The organism is Dyadobacter sp. CY326, from assembly GCF_021390515.1.
Lineage (GTDB): Bacteria > Bacteroidota > Bacteroidia > Cytophagales > Spirosomataceae > Dyadobacter.
Genome location: NZ_JAJUXI010000004.1, coordinates 98,913 through 119,996 on the forward strand (window position 1 = coordinate 98,913; position 21,084 = coordinate 119,996).

The 21,084-nt window shown below is 41.6% G+C and carries 16 protein-coding genes; 1 reads left to right on the forward strand and 15 read right to left on the reverse strand.

The window, feature by feature from the left end; translation table 11 throughout:
- Window positions 1-133: 133 nt before the first annotated feature.
- The 15 genes from LZG73_RS08785 to aspS all read right to left on the reverse strand — a co-directional run bounded on the left by LZG73_RS08785 (window position 134) and on the right by aspS (window position 20,069).
- Window positions 134-1,660, reverse strand: coding sequence for a DUF1501 domain-containing protein (locus tag LZG73_RS08785; RefSeq protein ID WP_233847760.1), 1,527 nt, complete (start codon window positions 1,658-1,660; stop codon window positions 134-136).
- 9 nt (window positions 1,661-1,669) lie between these two features.
- A complete protein-coding gene (locus LZG73_RS08790) occupies window positions 1,670-3,292 on the reverse strand; it encodes a DUF1800 family protein (protein ID WP_233847762.1) in 1,623 nt (540 codons plus the stop codon).
- Between the two features lie 353 nt (window positions 3,293-3,645).
- Window positions 3,646-5,925, reverse strand: a complete 2,280-nt coding sequence (locus LZG73_RS08795) for an Ig domain-containing protein (protein ID WP_233847764.1) — start codon at window positions 5,923-5,925, stop codon at window positions 3,646-3,648.
- A 117-nt stretch (window positions 5,926-6,042) separates the two neighbouring features.
- Window positions 6,043-7,407 carry a hypothetical protein gene (locus LZG73_RS08800; RefSeq protein ID WP_233847769.1) on the reverse strand — a complete coding sequence of 455 codons (1,365 nt, stop codon included), beginning with the start codon at window positions 7,405-7,407 and terminating at the stop codon, window positions 6,043-6,045.
- Window positions 7,359-8,093 carry a glycosyltransferase family 2 protein gene (locus LZG73_RS08805; protein ID WP_233847771.1) on the reverse strand — a complete coding sequence of 245 codons (735 nt, stop codon included), beginning with the start codon at window positions 8,091-8,093 and terminating at the stop codon, window positions 7,359-7,361. The genes LZG73_RS08800 and LZG73_RS08805 overlap by 49 nt, the downstream gene beginning before the upstream one ends.
- Window positions 8,094-8,130: 37 nt before the next feature.
- A complete protein-coding gene (locus LZG73_RS08810; protein WP_233847773.1) occupies window positions 8,131-9,264 on the reverse strand; it encodes a glycosyltransferase family 1 protein in 1,134 nt (377 codons plus the stop codon).
- Window positions 9,243-10,142: an NAD(P)-dependent oxidoreductase gene (locus tag LZG73_RS08815; RefSeq protein ID WP_233847774.1), complete on the reverse strand. Its 900-nt coding sequence runs from the start codon at window positions 10,140-10,142 to the stop codon at window positions 9,243-9,245. The genes LZG73_RS08810 and LZG73_RS08815 overlap by 22 nt, the downstream gene beginning before the upstream one ends.
- A complete protein-coding gene (locus LZG73_RS25550; protein ID WP_304488735.1) occupies window positions 10,139-10,765 on the reverse strand; it encodes an acyltransferase in 627 nt (208 codons plus the stop codon). The genes LZG73_RS08815 and LZG73_RS25550 overlap by 4 nt, the downstream gene beginning before the upstream one ends.
- A 6-nt stretch (window positions 10,766-10,771) precedes the next feature.
- On the reverse strand, window positions 10,772-11,404 hold the full coding sequence (locus LZG73_RS08830) for a DapH/DapD/GlmU-related protein (RefSeq protein WP_233847776.1): 633 nt from the start codon (window positions 11,402-11,404) through the stop codon (window positions 10,772-10,774).
- Complete coding sequence (locus LZG73_RS08835) at window positions 11,401-12,315, reverse strand: nucleotide-diphospho-sugar transferase (RefSeq protein ID WP_233847778.1); 915 nt, start codon at window positions 12,313-12,315, stop codon at window positions 11,401-11,403. The genes LZG73_RS08830 and LZG73_RS08835 overlap by 4 nt, the downstream gene beginning before the upstream one ends.
- 48 nt (window positions 12,316-12,363) lie before the next feature.
- On the reverse strand, window positions 12,364-13,695 hold the full coding sequence (locus LZG73_RS08840) for a flippase (RefSeq protein ID WP_310588394.1): 1,332 nt from the start codon (window positions 13,693-13,695) through the stop codon (window positions 12,364-12,366).
- A gap of 75 nt (window positions 13,696-13,770) precedes the next feature.
- A complete protein-coding gene (locus LZG73_RS08845; protein ID WP_233847782.1) occupies window positions 13,771-14,562 on the reverse strand; it encodes an FkbM family methyltransferase in 792 nt (263 codons plus the stop codon).
- A 78-nt stretch (window positions 14,563-14,640) separates the two neighbouring features.
- Window positions 14,641-15,738: a hypothetical protein gene (locus tag LZG73_RS08850; protein WP_233847784.1), complete on the reverse strand. Its 1,098-nt coding sequence runs from the start codon at window positions 15,736-15,738 to the stop codon at window positions 14,641-14,643.
- A 1-nt stretch (window position 15,739) separates the two neighbouring features.
- Window positions 15,740-18,118 (reverse strand): SLBB domain-containing protein, encoded by a 2,379-nt coding sequence (locus LZG73_RS08855; protein ID WP_233847790.1) that lies wholly within the window; start codon window positions 18,116-18,118, stop codon window positions 15,740-15,742.
- A 187-nt stretch (window positions 18,119-18,305) separates the two neighbouring features.
- Window positions 18,306-20,069 (reverse strand): aspartate--tRNA ligase, encoded by a 1,764-nt coding sequence (gene aspS, locus LZG73_RS08860; RefSeq protein WP_233847795.1) that lies wholly within the window; start codon window positions 20,067-20,069, stop codon window positions 18,306-18,308.
- 92 nt (window positions 20,070-20,161) lie between these two features.
- On the opposite strand from aspS, the gene LZG73_RS08865 reads away from it, so the two are divergent.
- A complete protein-coding gene (locus tag LZG73_RS08865) occupies window positions 20,162-21,079 on the forward strand; it encodes a PE-PGRS family protein (RefSeq protein ID WP_233847796.1) in 918 nt (305 codons plus the stop codon).
- The last annotated feature ends 5 nt before the right edge of the window (window positions 21,080-21,084 follow it).

The window sequence follows — 21,084 nt, forward strand, 5'->3', positions numbered from 1 at the left end:
GACTTTAAATTGACGTGACGAAACTCAAATTAAGTGTGTAACCTATTGATCAATACGCAAAAAATGCAATCTGTAAGTGCAGACTGCATTCGGAGGATAAAGGAGAGTTATTGTGGTATACGCATTCAAAAAATCATCCGGTTCTGGTAACGCTGATTTTCCCCAAAAATTTTAGTTCTGCTCCGCTCTCGACTTGAATGTTTTTAATGGTAATGTTCTGGCCGAGTGTCACCTTATGCCCAGTGTTGATTTTTACGTAATCTTTGGGGCCGGGCATTCTATTGGATGACCAAACGGCGCGATCGGGCCAAGAACCTGAGGAAACCGTTTCGATCGTATCGGAGAAAAGGGATGTCGTTCTATAATTTCCAAACAACATAGCATCTGTGGCGCTTTTACTATTGCCAAACCAATCGTTGAGGATGTCAGAATAGATCCTCCGAAAGTCAATTTGCATTTTGATATCCTGACTTTTGCTTGAATTCGGAACTAATGGCTCCATGTCATTGGTGAGGTCCGGATTGGTTCCTACCAATTGTCTTTTGATTCCGGTCCCGAAAACGAACATTGGTGCAGCAACACCGTGATCTGTTCCTTTGGATAAATTAGAATTTGCTCGTCTCCCAAAATCTGAAAAAGTCATTCCGACCACTTTATCCTCAATTCCTTGAAGCTTCAAATCATTTTGAAAGGCCGAAATACCCTCAGAAAGCTTCTTCAACAAAAGCGCATGAGGGCCATCCGTTGTGGACGTTCCCACCTGAGCAGCGTGTGTATCAAAGCCGCCCATTTCTACAAAGTAAATTTTAGATTGCAAGCCGCCATGTATAAGGCGCGCAACGATTTTCAATTGCTCGGAAAGGTCGTTTACTCCAACCGGCGTAGGATACGCAGCTAAATTTTGTCCTGCATCAGCTGCTTTCTTGATCTGGGCCGAATATCCGATTGAAAGGATTTGCTGCTGCTTTATAAAGCTTACCAAATCTCCGGCATCACAACACGGAAGGCCGCTTGACTCAACACTTCCCAACGTTCCCATCATTTGATGAAATTTCGAAGGATCTTCGAATGAAATACTTACGGGTTGCACGCGCCCTTTGAGTGCAACTGCATCAACATAGCCAATCTGAATTGCAAGCGGATCTGGCATTGCCGGACTTGGGTAATTAGCCGGATAATTTGGAAATCTTCCTTCGAGGTAACGGGCCGCCCATCCGGTTTCGGAATACTTATTAGCGTCAACCCCAGTCATCCATATGTCCGTTGACCTGACATGTGATTGGTTAGGATTTGGATATGAAACAGAATGAATGATTCCAAGCTTTCCCTCATCATACAAGGCTTTCATGCCTGTCATTACAGGGTGGAAACCCGTCTCTGCATTTCCGGAAAGTTTTAAGACCTGATTTTCGGGAATTGCGATATTGCTTCTTAGGTTATAGTATTTAGAATATTGATCTAGCGGAATTACTGTATTCAATCCATCATTTCCTCCGTTCAAATATATCACCACCAGACATCTATCACCAACAGCTGCATTGGTATCGAGTATTGACTTTACCAGCGGCGAGTCGTCGGCTAGGCTGCTAATACCCATGCCACTTAAAGTAAGGGGCAGAAGCATTGAAGTTGTTGAAGCTATAAATTCTCTCCTTTTCATAACGTCGTGTTAAAAAATATGATACTCAGCCATCCTCATCATGTATCGCATCACCAAACCACCCCGCCACATGACTGCATTCTTATTATTAATGTTATTAGGATCATTCCGAAGGTTCGTCATTTCCCTTGTAAACGTGCTCCTGGGAAGGCTTTTCATCATAATTGTATCAATCAGAAAATTTTTCTGAGGGGCAGTTAAGTCGAATGCGAAGAGATTTTTCGACAATTCTTCAAACACAAGTTCGCACGTAATGGATGGAGTATTTGCCACGTCAGAAAAGTTGGGTTGCAGTGACTTTATCCAGGCTAGGAAGTCGATTCCAATCAACTTTCCGGGTTTGTACTCAATGTATGGGTGGACAAACTTGTCAATTTGAACTCCACGAATTCCTAAGGCATTTCCGTTGATCCAATTTTTGGAATAGCCAGTCTGGTAATAAGCAATTGAGCCAAAAACCAGAGGCTGATTTAATAAGTCTAGTTGTAAACCAGCCATATTCCAGTGCACAAACTCCATCATCTTGCGAAAAGCAACATAATCGGTTGTTTTGTCTGGGATTTCCTGTCCAAAAAATCTAACCATGCCAATTGCGAATTCGGTAGGAGATTTGATAATTGCGCCCACATTGCTTTCCTGGTAAAAAATTTCGCTGGAAAGCAATTTTTCTAACACTGGCTGGATTGCAAAGTTGTTTGCAGGACTTGCGAAAAAAGAGGCAAGCGGACTTATAACATTATTTTCAATCTCTTGTGTAACATTAGGATTGACATACCATCGATATAGCTTTCTGCAAATGTGTTTCGATGACTCAGAATGCCTTAACAACATATCAATCAGCTCTGCTAGCTCGCTATCACCCGCCGAAGCGTCAAATCGTCCCTGAATTACTGTGTTGTTATAATACGAGGAAAAGGTCTTATTGGCAGTGTCATGCCTGGCCGCGGTGAAACCAGAACTAAAAGTGTTCACGTCACTGAAAACCTGCCAACCGGTAAGCACTCTCGCAGCTTCCTTTACATCGTCTTCTGTATAATTTTTTTGACCTGCGAAGTTTTTTTCGCCTACCACAAAGAGCTCTTGAAGTTCCCTGGCATAATTCTCGTTTGGAGAAACCTTCTGATTGACATTGCCATTTTGAAAAAGCAACATTCCGGGATCTTTGGTTATTTCGATCATGAGATTCCGAAAACTGCCTAAGCCCTTGCTTCTGAGCAGCGTAAGGAATTTGTATGATATGCGGTAATCACCAATTGTCCCTTGTCCTACAATAAAATGATTTTGCCAGAAAGCAGTAAGTTTTTCCAAAATAGAAGGATTTCCATTTTGTTCACACATTAATCCGACCCACCAGTAACGGAGAAAAATGTTGAATGCGACTCTCCGCTGCGTGCTATACGGTAAGTTCAAAAACTGTTGACCTGCTGTGGGTTGTGTTTCATCATAGTCTATCGGCGGAGGCGGAGAAGCTGTAAAACTAACGTTAGCTGAAAGCCTAGCAACAGCCTGAGCTGGCGTAAGGCCCGTAAAATCTACGATTTCTTGCCTGGTCGGCCCCATTGTTGCTCTCCTAAGTAAATGAGCAGCGGTGTGAGCTGTTAACGGGACAGTGTATGTATCTAGATATGGCATGGCACGCTGAAAATGGTTTTTAACCTACCGGTGATTTTGTAAAGCTAAATTATTCTAATATGTTGTTTGATTTTATTTGATATAAAAGTACAATTATTTCTACAAAATTGTGCATTGTTAATCTTTTCCGTCTCGTTTTTGCCAAAGGTTTTTCAAAAGGCTATCACTGAGGCGTTCCAGAGCATTAACTGGCTTTCGAATAGCGAGTTGTTGCTAGGCACATTATAGTATGACTTGAAGATTGATGACGATCGTCAGCAAGTGTCTCAGAATGGAAAAGATGTTGTCATAAACACTTAAAGCTCCACAGGGAGCTTTAAGTGTTTATAGTTTGACAAACCAACTTTTTAGAATTAAAATATTCCAATGCTGCCAATAAGAGCAGCATTGCCTGGCTGGTTGGGGCCATCCGGTTTTAATATTTTAAGGAAGACAAATCGGGCACTGGTCGGATTAAAGTTGATCTCTACATGTGTGGCATTGTTGTTTTCTTTGCCGCCAACTTGAGTGGGTTCATTCATAGTTTTTCCAACATCCACGCGCAGACTTGTCGCGTAGCCATTGTTATGAAAATCCACTACCACTTTTTTGATCATCCGGTCTTTCAAAAGGTCAATAACAGTTACGAATTGATAGTCACCGCTTGCCTGTGCATAGGAATTGGAATCGCCATCGGTGGCATTGAAAGCATAATAAATAGCAGCATTTGGATTCAGTATTTTCCCCGATTTCGAATGTTGAAACCAGATAGGCTTGCCTAAGGCAATATTACCCGTTTTATTTTCGGCCAATGTGTACTTAAAGTTTATCAGCTGACCTATTCCATCCTGAACTACTGGTTTCCTGTCACCGTTGGGGTTTAAGATCATGTTTCCCAGTATTGTAAAGTCAGGACTCGTTGGATTTTGTTTAAATGTGTGCGCGTAATATTCATCTGCTTGATTTTCCTTAAATGCGACATAGTAGGTCATTCCTGCTTTCAGGATGAGCGGAGGAATTTCAGCATATTGAAATCCATTCTCTTCTTTATCATCTCTTTTCAAAACATCTGACAGAATCGGAAAGTCATTCCAATATTTCTTGATCAACAGCTCATGGTCTCTGCTCGTGCCGGAGAACTTCCTCCCTATTGCATTAACAATCATGTCCTTTTCCCCGACAGTAAAATACATTCCTCTGTAATAGTTGCTGGTTTCCTTTGCCGTGCTGTTCTCGGCAGCAGCGCGGGCATTTGCAGCTGATGCTGCAACTTTTTTGCTAACAGGCGCTGCGATAACGCTCGTCTTCTGCTGACCAATTTGGCCCTTAGCCGACGAATGTATCCTCGCAGAAAAATGAGCTGTTCTCACAAAATTATTTGTACCTGATGCCTTATTTCGAATACTTGCTTTTACGAATGCTCCGATTTTTTTCAGTGGTTCTTTATAAGCTGGATGGATGACTTCACCAGACGGCGGAACAGGCCAGTTGAGCATATAAGTCGCTCCCGCCGCCCAATTATCTTTGATATTTTTTATGATCGCGTCCGTAGATTTGGCCGGCGTATGCGGAATGCCTTGGGACGTTTGCCATGAAAAACTAGTGTCCAAAATATTCACAGCCTGAATTGCCATCTTTTTTTGCATGATGCACGGTACAGCGGTAATCAAAGTTGTAGGATGTAATGTGCCTGCACTTCCTTCAAAAAGAACAACATCGATCAGAGGATATTTCCAAAGGTTACCTGGCGCGGCTGTACCAGGGTTTACTGCGATTGTTATAAAAGGGTTATTATGACGAACGATCGGAGCGATTTCATCCCAAGGAAAAAAATCAGGCTCAATGGCTCCTTTTTCATATAAACTTGGATCGGTGGCACCCACATCGATCCATAATCCGTCGATATCCATGAGTGAGAGTTCCCGTATCAGACCAACATTCCTCTTATGCCAACCTGAAACATTGCTGGGATCCGCATTTTTTGCATCCCGGCCATTTGCTATACTGTCAGGAGCAAAATATACCTCTATCATGATGCCGCCTGCTCGACACGCGGTGATTAGCTCTTGCAAATAATTTCTTTTTGTCTTGAATTCTTTTTGTGTGGGGGTCGTTGACGGCCACATTCGGACCGAATCGCCAGAAAACGCGCTGTAATTCAGGATTCCGCATCCCATGTCTTTGATGGCCTTTACCCACTCATTAGCATTGAATTTTGTAGTTCTTGCTTCAAATACGGGTATATTTTCAGCCCCTACCAATCTTGGCTCAGACATCATGCCACAATTAAGGTAAGCGCCGAACTTTGCTTTAACCATACGTTGGGCCCTGAATGGGTGGACAACAAATGTTAGTGCTTTGGTTGCAGATTCTTTTCCTGAAACAACTTTTACAACAAAATTGTACGTGCCTTCCTTCAACGGAGTGCCGAAAATTCGGCCGTTAGAATACATAGACAGACCTGGGGGCAAAGTGCCATTCAAAATCTCCCATGCGTAACCCGAGCCGCCTTCCGCGGCGAGTTGAAAAAAATCCAGTTTTGCAGTGGGAGACCACGACTCATAAGGCATATTATCAGCAAATGCAGGATAAATCGCATTTGCTCTATCTTCTAAATAATTTTTACTGGAAGTAGTCGTGATTTTGAGAGCCATAAGAATCAGTTCAAAGCTGGTTTAGAATATAAGGTTATGAATGCTATCCGGCGATTACCAATTATAGCATCATTGAAATGTAAGGAGAGAGGATGTATTTGAAAAGGCGAAGAATGCTTAACTATTGCTGGCTTGTTTATAGGCCCAACCCAACAAGATGACATATATAAGTTTTGTTGCTACATAGGATACTACCAGAAAGAGTAGCGACCAGAAAATGAAGTTCGTAAACACATTAATATCGTCAATTAATGAAGGGGCTTGATAAGCGAATATCACTGCTACTAGATAGCTGAAATAGGACACTTGATATGGATTTATTTGCCGGAAAGTATTCCTTATAAAGCCGATAAATAGTCCGATTGCCAATGAATAGAAAGGTGCTCCATTCAATCCAAAGAAATGCAAGGCTAAATAATTGTGCCGCGCATTTGGTCCGCCGCCTTCGAGAGCGTTTGTATAATATTCAAAAATATCGCTTCCTATCAAACGAGGGGGAGTAATTGCAAACCCTAAATTCTTCAAAATGCTGCCCCAGCCGGGGTAAAAAGCATATTTAAAAAACGAGGATTCGCTTAGGCCGGCCATGATCTCGTCATTGTATCCGAGGAGAAATATGTCACCGCTCGCAAGTAGCCGTAGATAAACCTGCTGAGCAGCAGTAGCTGGATTAGCACCCACCTTAATCATAATTACTGCGATAGGGAAACTCATCAGAATAATCAGAAAGGGAAGCGACACCTTTATTTTTTGTATTTTACCAGCGTTGATTAACGGATACGAAATAATAAAGTACAAGAAAACAAACGTCAGGATGGAAGACTTTGAACCACTCGTAAGCACGCCAAATAGTAGAACGAGCAAGCTCACAATTTCGAACACAGTCCAGCTTCTTTTTAAGACTATTCGTTTATAGAATAAGACAGACGTCATAATGATCCGGTACGAAGCGACGAAGGTTCTTAAAATTCCGTGGTCGCCGAATGCTGATGCGTGGTTTTCCTCCTGACTAAATATAATTATCCCAACCGTCGCTATGGAGATAAATTCAACGACAATGTAAGTACAGCTGATCAGGAACGCAAATACATCAAACTCACTCACAATTTGTGCGTCGCTAACGTCATCAAAAGGGGATTTACTTGGCGAAAGTTTCAAAACCGGAAGATACATTGAAAGCAGAAACCCTACTATGAGGCCAATTTCTGTAGTAATGAAAGAATTGAGATACAAGGGTTTAAGGCTTCCCTGATAATTTAACAGCCATACGCAAAATGCTCCTCCAACAAGATTAATTATTGAATAAAACATCGGATCTAAAATACCCCAAAATACTTTCCAATATAGCACCAAATAAATGGCTATAAACAGGAGATACATGGCAGCGTAAAACTCCAGTTGATCAAAAACCAAATAAAAAAGTTCTGATGCTCTCAATGTCTCATTTTCTTTTTTACTCCGGCTATTTCTCTGCGCGCCCATAAATATGCACTGGGCAGTGATCCGAAGTTGTTTTTAATTATATCAATGATGTCTGCATTATATTGTTCATCAACGTTTGTTGAGCTGCTGCCTTGATCATTATAGACAGCAATTACTTTCGAGATGTATTTGAACGAATTCTTTGAAGATGCGTATAATTCGAGGTTATAGACATGGTCTGCAAAGTACTTATACTTAGTTTGATACTCCTTTTCCTTGTAAACTGATTTGGGATAAAATATAGCCTGATGAGAAATATTGCAAAGCAAAAGCTTATACAAATTGACCCTTCCATTGTAAAGCCTTTTGCTGCTTTTTAGATAAATATCGCCGTAATAGATTGTGTCAGCCTCATTGAAATGTTGAACCATGTCTTCAATGGTAGACGGTGTCATTATCACATCATCGGCTCCCAAAAAGTACACCCAATCGCCCTTTGCATAGCCAAGGGCTTTGTTCATTGCATCATATATTCCACTATCTTTTTCACTGACGAACACTGACAAATTTGAACGGTAGTTACGAAGAATCTCCAAAGTTCCGTCAGTAGAAGCTCCATCTATAACAACGAATTCAATGTTACTGTATGTCTGCTCAACAACACTTTTTATTGTATACTCCAACGTAGCAGCCGCATTGTATGTTACTGTGATAATAGAGATTAATGGAGCTCGCGGGTCGGTCATAATAATAGACACAGTCAAATGTCACTCATGTTAAGATCTATTGCAAAACTTCCAGAATTGACGAACTGAACGCCCGAACGCTGACCATATAGTCTTGTTTTAATCTAATAGGTCTGCTATTCAACATTTCCTCCATTATTGAGGCCAGTTCATCAGAGTTGTTTGGATCGAAAAAATGGCAGTTTTCAGTAATTTGTTCTTCGTGTACAGCAATGTTACTCAGAACAATGACCTGGCTTAAAGCTTTCGCGTCTTCAACAACAGTACTCCAACCTTCAAAGAATGACGGCTGAATGATCGATATTGCATTATCCATCAGCGCCAACTGTTCGGTCCTGTCAATAAAGCCGAGCATCTTTACCCAGGGCTGTAAACTATTAGAAACTATGAATTCTTTGAGGGTAAGGAAGTAGTCTTTATTTCTAAAATCATTTTCGCTTCCTGTAAAAACAACCTCAAATACTAACCCCTTGTTTTTCAGCTTTAGTATTGCTTCAAGAACGACAAAATGGTTTTTATGCTTCCAAAACTGATTTGGAGACATAAAATACGGCTTTGATATGGCAAATTTGTCTTTAAGGGCCTCAATGTTTTCATGACTAAAATCTGGCAGACTGCAAGCAAAACGAAGGAGTTTTAATGTACAGGAATGAACCGGGTAAAACTTCTTGAAGTCACTCATCGCATTTTTACTGCTAAATATCACGGTTCCTTTGCTTTGGGCAATGAAAAGGTGGGTTTTCACTCGGGCGTCAATGTCATCTTTGGAAAACATATGTGGTAAATAGCGCTCTTGAAAATCTGGAATCCAAAAAAACTCTCTTTTCCCATAGGTAATTCCATGATTATAAGGGTATACCACATCCGGCAGCTTGTCTAAAAATACGGTTTTTTTAGTCAATATCCGTACGATCTTATTTTTGATTCGTTGCGGTAATGTCAGGTTAAGGTCTATCCGTTGTAGGGTAAGATAGGGATAACCTATAGAGAGAATGTCTTCGATTGGAGCCTCATCAGTATGAATAAGAACAATCTCTGGTTTCTGATCGTCGTCAGCTAAATTGAGTGCGCTAACGATATTTATGATGTAAATGATTCCACCAGACCATTTTTGATATGTCGATAGAAATATGAGTCCGATTTGTCTTCTTAATGTTGCTGGCTTATCCATTGATAGTAATTTTTTAATCCATGTTCCAGTGTGGTGGATTTGTTATATCCCATGGATCTTAATAGTGTGATATCAGCTCTCCAATTGACAGGATCGCCCGTTTTTATAAGACCATTAAACTTAGCCTTTTTTTTGTCTGGAAAGAAATGCAAAAGCATCTCAACAGCATGCGATATCTTGATTTCCTCCCCGTTAGCAATATTGATTGCTTCGCCTTGAAATTTGGCATCCGACAGGCAGCATTGAACTGCAGCCACCAGGTCGTCTATATAAATAAAGTCCCGTGATTCTTCTCCCGTACCAAACATCTCAATTTCGTCTGTCTGGCCCGCCTTCTTACAAATATCCCAAAAAAGCTGTTTTTTAAGTCCAGGACCATATGCTGAGAACACACGCAGTGAACAAGTTGGTATTTGATAGTAAGTATGGAAGATTTTACAAATTTCTTCGGCTTGCATTTTGTGAATGCCGTAAGGAGAAATCGGTGCTAATGCCAGCTGCTCTTGTATAGGAAGGCTCAGGGGATTCCCGTAAACAGCCGCACTTGAAAAATTAATAAATTTACAGATTGGCTGATTTGCTCGGATTGCATCAAGGATTTTGTAGACATTCAATGTATTAAGCGTGAAGTCTCTCATCGGATTCTTCAATGAGTCAGGGACACTAGCCGCTCCTGAGCAATTGATGCATGCATCGAACTGATAATCCCGAAAGACTTTTTGGAAGTCAGAATTCGTCGCGTCAACCAAAAAATAATTGGTCTTTTCATAGTCGACCATCACATCGCTCTCAAACACCTCGTAGCCAGGCAAACTCTGGAAAAAATCGCATAAGTGGCTGCCTATAAATCCCTTGGAGCCAATAACAAGTACTTTCATATTTTTCTTAATTCCATAGGTATCTCATTGATAATTTTAGCTGGGTTTCCTCCCACTACGGTCCATGCTGGAACGTCTTTTGTGACGACGCTGCCTGCGGCGACTATCGCCCCTTCTCCAATCGTGACACCCTTCAAAATTATGCAATTCATACCTATCCAAGTGTGCGAATGTATTTTGACGGGGCTTGACTTAACATTGTCCCAATTTTTACTGTACAAAAGATGTCTCCCATTTTTAAAATCATCAAGTTGTTGCTCAATGTCAGCCATTCGATCTTTATAATCGATCGAATGAGAGTTGTGATCACTGATGATCCCACCCCATGATATAAAAACGTTATCCCCGATTTCGATGCTTGTGCGACTGGCCAATTTGCTATTGCCAATCCAACAATTGCTGCCTATCGAAATTTTAGCAAAGTCAGAATCCAGCGTAATTGCGCAGTCTAGAATGCTGTTATCACCAACCTTCAAATGTTTTTCGTTTGGATTCAGCTTAATGTAATGGAAACTGAAACTATTATAGAAATGAGAATTTCCAAATTCGATAAACTGGTCTATCTCTTTTAGATGGCGGCTTTGCTTATACTTCTTAATGTAATAAATAGGATTAAGTCTCATAGCAGCCTATACTGATTGGTTGTTCAAAACTTTAATCACCTTCGCCGGATTTCCACCAACCATGGTAAAAGCGTCCACGTCTTTTGTCACTACAGATCCGGAGGAAATGATTGCACCTTCTCCTATCGAAACACCCTTTAGAATAATGCTGTTGAACCCAATCCAAACATCATCTGCAATACTAACCTGCGATGTTATCACGCGCCCTTTTAAATATTCTGTTCCTTTAGTGAGCGAGTTGATAAAACCATCAGCTCTTAGCTTACAATCGATTTCATGGCAATTGGTATCCATTATATTTACGCCATGGGCGATTAACACATTGTTGCCAATTGAAATCTGATCACCCGACCAAATCTGAGAATTTTCACCCACATAACAATTCTGGCCAATTCGAATAGAACCGCCATAACCAAAGACCAGCAATAAGCCTCTTATATGCGTTCCTTCGCCAACTTGAATTTTAGTTTTGTCCGCTTGATGATTTGCAATCTTTGCCTCTTTGTGGAAAATCGCCTTTGCAGCATCTGTTGCGTTATAACAGCGCTCAATTTTTTCCGCACTGGCCAGCCACTCGACTGCCCTGTGTATTGGGAAAATTTTGCCTAGTTGCAGTAAGATTTTCTTTAAAGGTCTCATTTAGAAAAAATTCTCTTTACAAGTCGTTTAAGCCTTGTCGATTTATTGATACGGATACTGTTGTCAAACTGAAATTTGTCAGCTTGCCTCGAAATTTTCACATCCGAAGGATGTTTAAGTGCTGGTAACGGAACTGAGTTAGCTGTCAGATCCAGATACCAATCAGGCGTTTTCTGTGTGTGTGTGCCCTGGCTGTTAAAACCAATATTAGTTATTAAGTTAGCATTCGGCACGATGCAAAGCCCGTTATTTTTCCAGATCGTGTAAAGCCATTGGTAGTCCCAGGTGTCGAGTTTCTTTGCCGACGGTAACGTAAAATTCCAGAACTTTTGCTGATCAGCTTCCGGAAAAATTTCACCCATCTTGTTTTGATCTATAAATTCTGACAACCCGGACATATCAAAATCATACTTTTTCCATGCACGGGCCCAGGTGGCCCAGCCCCAGATTCCGCCGTAACTTGAAAAATAATAGGATCCATCGCCTCGAATGTTTTTACCTTGCAGGTTAGTCCCGGTTATCTCAAAAATGTCTTGATAATCCGCATAGTATTCAAGTAATTCAGTGCAAAATGAGAAAAATTGAGGATCGGGAAGACAATCATCTTCTAAAATTATTCCGTGACTCACTTGCTCGAAAAACCAATTGATTGCGGAGTGGATCGCTCTGCCGCAACCAAGATTGTTGTCTCTGAATAATGTCTTTACCTCGCACCCCCAATCAATGTTTGCAAGCACAAATTCTCTGATTTCCTGTACGGCCGCTATCTCGGCTGACTTTCCTTCTCTCGGTCCGTCCGATGCGATGAACAACTTACCAGGCTTTTGTTTTCTTATTTGTTCGAATACAAGCTTCGTAGTATCGGCACGATTGAAAATCAAAAACAATATCGGAGCAACATGTTTGGGCATCCCGGTCGTCTATTAAATAAAACAGTATCGATGTATATTCGATGTCTTCTAAATATAATTCTTTAACGAGGGTCGGAGTAAGTTTCGCAGTGATTTGATTTGCAACCAAAATACTGGCCTTGTCTTGGTAAAAAATGCATTTGCTAAAACGGTAGCAGCGATTTGGGAAATCAACGTCGCAATGGCTGCGCCGACACCCGCATAGTAAGGTATGAGGATCAAATTCAATAGGATGTTTATCACCGCCCCGGAAACAGTTTGCACGAGAGAGTGTTTCTGCATATTGTGCAACACGAGCCAGTATCCGGAAGCTGAGCCAAGAAATACGGCTACCCCCGTCCATATATGAATCGATAAGATTAGTCCAACACCTTCGTATCTGGATCCGTACAGCAGTCCTGTAACTATGTTTGAGCAAAATGTAAACAAGACAGCGATGGCGACTGATATGACTGCAAGCAGGTTAAATAATTTCTGAAATCCCTGCTTCACTTCGTCATCACCTTGGTTTTTCAGCTTGACCAAAGTAGGATAGAGTGAAACGCAGATCGCGATAGGAATGAAATACCAAACTTCTGATAGCCTGACCGCAGCGCTATATCTGCCAAGTTCCTCATTTCCAACCATATTTTTCAGCATAATCTGATCCAAGCGGGTGTAAAGGATAATAAGCATCTCCGCAATTAGAAATGGCCATGAGCGCATTACCAGCGATTTTAGGATTCCTACATCCAGCCTCCACTTCGGGACTGGGTTATTCGATAATTTAAAGTAAAAAATGATCAGAATGATGCTTGATACAACCCATTCAAAAACATTTAGCACGGCAAAAACATATAAGCTCGTTTTTGTAACTAATGCGATGACTTTGCAAATATTGACTAAAATATATGCGCTCGTTTTCGCTCTTACCGAATTCTTTGATTCAGAACGGGACTGATAGTACAGATCAAAAATATCTGATGCTTGAAAAATACATTGAAAAGATAAAATGATGAGTATTAGCCTTGTTAAAGGCTCGCTTTCCAGACTGCTAAATATGAAAATGAAAGAAGTGCATAAAACCCCGGTGAATAGCTTAAGGGAAATACCGGCAATCATCAGACTTTCTTTTTTCTGCACACTTGTTTCATTGTTTGCCAAATCCGTCAGCAATGTGTTATTGATGCCGAGATTTACGATTGGTGTTGCTAATGCAACAATGCTGTAAGCATAGTTCCAGAGTCCGAATTCGTATAGCCCAACATACCTTGCAAACCAGATTCCCACAACCAGTCCGCCTACCATTCTGATCACTTTATCAGTAAGGACCCAAAGCGAATTGAAAATGATCTTTTTCTTTTCTTTTAATTTTGCTACTAAAAGCTTGAAGGAATTCACTCAGGTTTAACAAAAATAGATTGAATGAATAAGAATATTGAGTACAAACCGCATATCACTAACGTTCTGATTATGCTACTTTCTTATTGCAACGATATTTTGAAATGCAAACAGTTCGAAGGTCAAAGCTCTGTACGTTCCTAGTGGTTGAAGGCCATCAGGAAAGAGTCTGTAAAAAGTATAATTAGAGAGCAGGTCAACGATATCTTTCATGAATGTCCTCGATACAACATTCATTTCATTGAATTCAATTTGAATAACGTGAATCAAATTTCTGTCGATAGCAAGTCGGGCGCCTTTTAGTACATTCAGTTCATTGCCTTCTGTATCGATCTTTAACAGCGCAATTTCAGTGATGTTATTGGCTGATACAAAGTTATCGACCGTTGTCAGCTCTATGTCAGTTCCTTTTGCGCTGCCTTTGTGGATTTGTTCAATTACATCCTTATATATACTCGCATGCTCAGAGCCCTCATTGCTGGAATAATCGTAAATTTTTACAAATTCATCTCTTTCACCTAAGCCCTTGGGAACAGCATTAAAGCGATGTGAAAGTGATGCCTCTTTTAAGCTTTTATAAGTGACAGGATGCGGCTCAAAAGCGTAAATGGTTGATTTGATGTTTTCATTTCTCAGCATAACAGAGTAATGCCCCACATTCGCTCCAACATCCAATATCACACCGGAATCCAGTTTCTTGCTTTTTATCAAATAGTCAATGAAAGCCTTTTCTCCGCTGATAAGGTCATTTTCATAGTTCAAAATCCCCAGACCGTTTAAGCTAAGCTCGAAAAGAAAGTTATTGAGACCAAAAAACCTTCTTTTCGCAAATAAGGCAATGTAAATTTTTCTGATAAGTTTTCTCATACAAATGGTTTATGTGTGTTAGCAGCCGTAAATGGTAGTCTGGGATGTAAGCCAGAGCAGGATGAATTAAGAAGATATCTAGCCGCGATTTACCTTGGCCATTTCGATAATTGAGGACAAAATTTTCTCTTTTATGAACAAAATGTATAGAATGGATATGAACGCACCAAAGCAAGCTCCCATTATGCCAATTCGCAGGCGTTTTGGGCTGCTTTTTGCAAGAGGAACCTTTGCTGGCTCCAATGTCTTGAAAACAGGTTTTTCATCCTTTATCGTGATTCTGGCCTGTTCATATCTGCCAACAAGGTCACTGTAAAGGGACTGAGCAAGGATGTATTCGGATTGCAAGCGCTGCTCCTCAATCCTGGCAACATTGGCAAACATGTTTCGATTGCGGTCCCGATAACTTTGCAGATTGACTTCAGATTGTGATAACCTTTGCCGCGCTTCTGCAACTCTGTTTTTAAGGACATTAAGATTTTGTCCCGCTTTCGTGGTCCGATAATCCTCTACATACTGCATTAAGTAATTTTTCGCATTTTCAACTGCGATCGCTGATACAAACGGATCTTCTGTTTCTGCGGTGATTTCAATTACTCCGTTTTTCTGATCCACGCTAGCATTGAACAAGCTAAGCGCTTGACTAATGTTGGCCTGTTCCTCTGGCGTATAGGATAATACGCCATTGTATGCAAGCTTCACCGGCGCTTTTTCAACCTCAGGCTTGGGGAATAACCATGACAAAAGTCCGGGTGATTTTTTGCCTGCATTGCGGTTAAGGAAAAGCTGTAAAGTTTTATAACTTTTATTATTTTGATCCGTAACCGGCTTATTAAGTAAATATGCACCGAAAGGGCTACTTTGTAAAATTGTGGGATACAGCTCCGGAAGCAGCTTTTCTGCGCCATCTCCTGTCAAGCCCGAAGTAAGCAGCGAAAGAGAGCTTTTACGTGATGAACCATATTCTGGTAGTAGTACAATTCGTGACTCATATTTCTTTTTAAAAGAGAAACTAAGGATAACCCCTAGTATTCCAAATACAACAGTAGCAATTGCAATAGCAACCAGATATTTGCTAAAAAAGAGAAAGATGTCTGTAAAGCGAACCTCAAAGATTTTTTTGGTCGAATTATGCTCTATGATGTCTGATCCGCTATTCTGAGGGTTAGTAATCATCTTACCTGTTCAAAGTTATAAGGGCCAATGTAGCGGTGCTCAACATTGACGCAATGAAGGAAAGTAGCGCAATTCTCTCGCCTGGGGTTCTTTCTCGTTGTGGGCGGGCCGCCTTGATTGGGACGGTAACAACAGATCCCGGAACCACTTTTGGATATGATCTGAAAAATAGAAAGTTTTTCGTTCTGTATGTTCGACCGTTTGGATGTGAAACGTAAGCCCTTGTCTTCCAGCTTTGCTCAGTGTAGCCGCCCGCTTGTGATATATATTCGTCGTAACCAAACTTAGAGTCGAAATTCATTACGGATGGATTATGCACTCCTCCCTGGATTCGCACGGTCTCTGATTTCCTTGGAATAACCAGTGTGTCCCCGTCTAATAGGAGCAAATTTGAAGGCAACGATGGTTTCTGAATAATTGCTTCAATATCCACTGCAATCAATTCGCTATTTCTGTAAAACCTTGCTCCTGAGAGGAAAGCTCCAGGCTTGATGCCTCCTGCCTTAGCGAAGACATCGGAAATTCGTTCAAAGTTGTTGATAATGGTGTAGCTGCCCGGGTAAGTAACTTCGCCTGCTATGGTTATTGTTTTTTGCGGTTCGTATCGCGGTGATTTTCTTACAATGACAATATCTTGCGGTTCCAGCTTAAACTTCTGGTCTTCTGGATTCAAAACCAGATTGTCAGCCACATTCAGCGTAAAAATACGGACGTTCTGAGCACTCGGGAGATCCAGCGTGTCATTCTTTACGCGGCGCGAAACTTCAATTCTATAAGGAAGACCTCCTTCTGTGTAACCGCCTGCCTGGAAAATAAGGTCTGCGACTGTTATGTCTTTGTAATAATAATAGTTGCCTGGGTTGGTGATAGAGCCTGAAATTGACAAAAAGGTAAATTCTTTCAGATCTTCAATGGATTTTATTGTGACAATGTCACCAGGCAGTAAAGGAATGTCAGGGCTCTCACCACTAAGCAGTTTTCTAACATCAAAGGCGAGAATGCCGGTCTGTGTGTCACCGCTTGATCTTTCCAAAATTCCGCGGTTTAAAAACGCTCTCGGACTCAGCCCTTGTGCCATTTGGATCAACTCCAAAATCGTATTACAACGATCTTCTATTGCATAGGCCCCTGGAATTGTGACCGCTCCGCGTATCTCGATCTGATTGCTTACAATATCCAAAATCCTTTTAACCGTAAAGATATCGCCATTTTGAGGAGGAAAGGTTTCTACCTGCGTTGAATCGATACTTCCTATAACGTAATTTGTGCCCGTGTTTCGCTGATAAGTGAGCATTTTCGTGTAAGCCTCCGGTAAAAAGCCTCCTGCATATCTGATCAAAGCAGAAACAGCTTCACCCTTCTTTGCCTCGAATATTCCCGGCCTTTTTATTGCTCCGGTAAGTTCTATTCTGCTTTCAAATGGTCGGATCAGGATGATATCCTGATCTTGCAAAGTGATATTATCTCGAAGATCTGCATCAACCAGAAAACGATAGAGATCTATCACTTTTAGCGTCTTGTTGTTTCTGATTACTTCAATGTTACGATATGAGCCATTTCTATTTGGCCCACCGGAAATAGAAAGAGCATTAAATGCCGTGGCCAGCGATGACACGGTGTATGTGCCAGGACGGGTTGCCTCACCAGTAATCATTACCCTAATGCTGCGAACGTTTCCTAACGTAATAGAAGAATAGGTTCCAGATCCGGGTCGGTTAAGACCGGAATATGCTTGCCTCAGTCTGTTTACAATCCGCTCTGTTGCTTGCTCGATGGTAAGACCATTGACATAAACGGGAGCAAGATTCAACATTTTTACAGTTCCTTCCGGACTGATTTTCATTCTGAAATTGTCAACCGCGTTGCCATAAATGTCAACAACAATCTCGTCCTCTGGGCCTAAAACATAGTTTCTTGGAGTTGCAATGCGCAAATTCGGTTCGAAAGTGTTTGAAGCCCGTGCAAAAAACGCTGAGCCAAAAGTTCTGTTTTGCCTGCGTCCTGTGGCTCTTCTAGCATTTGTTGAATCCTTCTCATTGTTTGCTTCGTCTTCCAATTCATCCAGCTCGTCCTGATCTCTTGTTTCGTCCAGCTCATCTCTATTCGGATCCGGTGCAGCTTTTTCATCCGGTTTCTGCAAACGTTTACGCATTGCAGAAATCTGATCCAGTGTGTATCCGCGTTGCATAGCAGCCTTTTCAATGTCCATGTCAGACATCCCAGCAGACTTGGCCTGATTATAAAAGTCTACGGCTTGCTGATTTGATGTTTGGGTAGGGTTTGGCTGCGTAGTGGGAAGCTGTGCGGGTGCCGTTTGAGTTGGAATCTGTTGTGGCGCGGTATTTTGTGCAAAAACAGTCAAGCCAATTGAAAAGAACAAAAAGAAAAATATACAATTAAGGTATATTCTTGAAGCGTTTTGATAATGCATGCAGTGTTTTAATTACAATCATTTAACGGCTCCAACTTGAAGTCGTTCGTTTTCTATGAAAGTTACAATTGAGCAAAACTACGAAATCTTACAATAAGTAAATTCGCCGCTATAAATATATTAATCCAATAACCTTTTAAACTATTTCCGATTTGATGGATAGTTCCTTCATTTGGACTTCGGAAATCAGGGATGGCGAATCGATCATAACGTCGCGGCCTGAGTTGTTTTTTGGGAATGCGATGAAGTCCCTTATGGAATCAGCGCCTCCAAAAATCGAGCACAAACGATCAAAGCCAAATGCGATCCCAGCGTGTGGAGGCGCTCCAAATTCGAATGCATTCATCAAAAAGCCGAATTGCTCTTGCGCTTCCTCTTCGCTAAACCCGAGGATGCCAAACATCTTCTTTTGAAGCTCCTTTTCGAAAATCCGGACCGAACCTCCGCCCACTTCAACGCCGTTGATTACCATATCGTATGCATTGGCGCGAACTGCTCCCAAATTCTCATCCAGTAATTGAATGTCTTCTGGTTTTGGACTTGTAAATGGATGGTGCATGGCAAACCACCGGTTTTCGGCTTCTCCATATTCAAGCAGCGGAAAATCCAGCACCCATAATGCACGGTAAACATTCGGATCTCTCAGCCCCAATCTCGAACCCATTTCTAATCTTAGCTCGTTTAATTGCTTCCTGGCCTTGTCAGCTGCCCCAGAAAGAATCAGGATCAAATCGCCCGGTTTAGCATTCAACGCCTCAGCCCATTTCTTAATATCTTCTTCCGCGTAGAATTTGTCAACGGACGATTTCAATGAACCATCGGTATTGTAGCGGACATAAATTAACCCTTTCGCACCGATTTGAGGACGTTTGAGCCAATCCGTCAATTCATCCAATTGCTTGCGGGTGTATACGGCACAATCCGGTGCGCAGATGCCGACAACCAGCTCGGCGTCATCAAAAACACCAAAACCTTTACCTGATGTCAAGTCCTGTGATTCTCCCTTTAACTCTGCAAATTGCATTTCAAAGCGAATATCAGGCTTATCCGAACCATATAAGCGCATTGCGTCCGCATAAGTCATGCGGGGGACTTCTGGCAAATCGAAGTTTTTTACTTTGCTAAATAGGTTACGAACCAGTCCTTCAAATGTATTCAGAACGTCTTCCTGCGTTACAAACGACATTTCGCAGTCAATCTGTGTAAACTCCGGCTGTCTGTCTGCGCGAAGATCTTCATCGCGGAAACATTTGACAATTTGATAATAACGGTCAAACCCGGCAACCATTAACAATTGCTTGAATGTCTGCGGAGATTGCGGTAATGCATAAAATTCACCCGGATTCATGCGGCTGGGAACCACAAAATCACGTGCGCCTTCCGGAGTTGACTTGATCAAAACCGGTGTTTCAACTTCTATAAAATCCAGATCATCAAGATAAGCACGCGTGTGACGTGCAACTTGATGCCTCAATTGTAAATTTTTACGAACAATATTTCTTCTCAGATCCAGATATCTGTATTTCATCCGGATATCATCGCCGCCGTCCGTCTCATCTTCAATTAGGAAAGGAGGCAATTTTGCTGGATTAAGCACATTCAGCTCAGTAACACGAATTTCGATCGAACCTGTGGCAATTTTATCATTTTTTGAAAGACGCTCAATCACAACCCCTTTGGTCGAAATCACAAATTCACGGCCTAACGACCGAGCAGTTTCCAGCACATTAGCCTGCGTTTTTCCCTCTTCAAATAGCAACTGCGTTATCCCATAACGGTCACGTAAATCGAGCCAGATCATGCCGCCTTTGTCACGAACACGCTGCACCCAGCCGCACAATACAACCTCTTGATTTACATGTTCTAAGCTTAACTCTCCACAGGTATGGGTACGTAACATATAACTATTTTAATACTGAGATAATGGAATTGCCTAATAATAAATGCCGCAAAAGTACGTATTTTTAGCAAATCTAACGTGATGTGTTTTCTATGAAATTATATAATAGGCTGTCCGGGCAAGTAGGAGTGGTTCTTTCGTCAATTATTTTTTGCGTCACCTGCTCCTGCGATCCCGACCCGGATCCTACTCCAAACACATCCATTGATTTCGAAACCACGCCCGAAAAAGTACAAATTACACCCGGCATCATTGATGAAGCGTCGGGGATTGTTCCCAGTTACAGCATGCCCGGCAATTTTTGGGTAAACCAAGATTCAGGTCAGCCCAATGCATTGTATTTAGTAAGTAAAGACGGCAAGACGATCAAACAAATGACGGTTCCTGGATCTGCTAACCGTGACTGGGAAGACGTTGCGATCGGGCCTGGGCCTAATAGTGGCGTCAACTATTTATACATCGCCGACATTGGCAACAACAATGCGCCTGCAAGTCCGGTTGGCGTTATTTACAGAGTGCCGGAGGTTGGTGACGCCAATGCATCATTTGATCAAAACGCGTTGGCTAAAATCACTTTCAGCTATCCCGACGGCCCAAGAGATGCGGAATCCATACTTGTTGATCCCATAACAAAAGACATTTTCATCATCTCAAAAGAAGGCCAGACGGCTGGACTTTACAGGCTGCCGTTCCCGCAATCGACCGGCGAAACCATTGTTGCCGAGAAAGTAGGAAATGTCCCGTCCCTAACCTTCGCAACGGGTGGCAATATTTCAAAAGATGGGACCGAAATTCTTGTTCGGACTTATCTTGCCGTATATTACTGGAAAGTAAATGCTGGCGAAAGCATTGGGCAAACATTAACGAAGGCAGCCTCAAAGCAGCTTTTAGTCGCGCTTGAACCGCAGGGTGAGGCCGTTTGTATGGATGCCGACGGAAAAGGATTTTACACCATCAGCGAAAAATCAAATGCTGCCAGTGTTACTTTAAATTATTACAAGAAAAAATAAACCAA

Excerpts from the sequence above, each read along its gene's own strand:
- LZG73_RS08800 (WP_233847769.1), bottom strand. The coding sequence starts at position 7,407 with ATGGGCGCGCAGAGAAATAGCCGGAGTAAAAAAGAAAATGAGACATTG.
- LZG73_RS08845 (WP_233847782.1), bottom strand. The coding sequence starts at position 14,562 with ATGAGAAAACTTATCAGAAAAATTTACATTGCCTTATTTGCGAAAAGA.
- LZG73_RS08830 (WP_233847776.1), bottom strand. The coding sequence starts at position 11,404 with ATGAGACCTTTAAAGAAAATCTTACTGCAACTAGGCAAAATTTTCCCA.
- LZG73_RS08810 (WP_233847773.1), bottom strand. The coding sequence starts at position 9,264 with ATGGATAAGCCAGCAACATTAAGAAGACAAATCGGACTCATATTTCTA.
- LZG73_RS08790 (WP_233847762.1), bottom strand. The coding sequence starts at position 3,292 with ATGCCATATCTAGATACATACACTGTCCCGTTAACAGCTCACACCGCT.
- LZG73_RS08815 (WP_233847774.1), bottom strand. The coding sequence starts at position 10,142 with ATGAAAGTACTTGTTATTGGCTCCAAGGGATTTATAGGCAGCCACTTA.
- LZG73_RS08785 (WP_233847760.1), bottom strand. The coding sequence starts at position 1,660 with ATGAAAAGGAGAGAATTTATAGCTTCAACAACTTCAATGCTTCTGCCC.
- LZG73_RS08835 (WP_233847778.1), bottom strand. The coding sequence starts at position 12,315 with ATGCCCAAACATGTTGCTCCGATATTGTTTTTGATTTTCAATCGTGCC.
- LZG73_RS08865 (WP_233847796.1), top strand. The coding sequence starts at position 20,162 with ATGAAATTATATAATAGGCTGTCCGGGCAAGTAGGAGTGGTTCTTTCG.
- LZG73_RS08850 (WP_233847784.1), bottom strand. The coding sequence starts at position 15,738 with ATGATTACTAACCCTCAGAATAGCGGATCAGACATCATAGAGCATAAT.
- LZG73_RS08805 (WP_233847771.1), bottom strand. The coding sequence starts at position 8,093 with ATGACCGACCCGCGAGCTCCATTAATCTCTATTATCACAGTAACATAC.
- aspS (WP_233847795.1), bottom strand. The coding sequence starts at position 20,069 with ATGTTACGTACCCATACCTGTGGAGAGTTAAGCTTAGAACATGTAAAT.
- LZG73_RS08795 (WP_233847764.1), bottom strand. The coding sequence starts at position 5,925 with ATGGCTCTCAAAATCACGACTACTTCCAGTAAAAATTATTTAGAAGAT.
- LZG73_RS25550 (WP_304488735.1), bottom strand. The coding sequence starts at position 10,765 with ATGAGACTTAATCCTATTTATTACATTAAGAAGTATAAGCAAAGCCGC.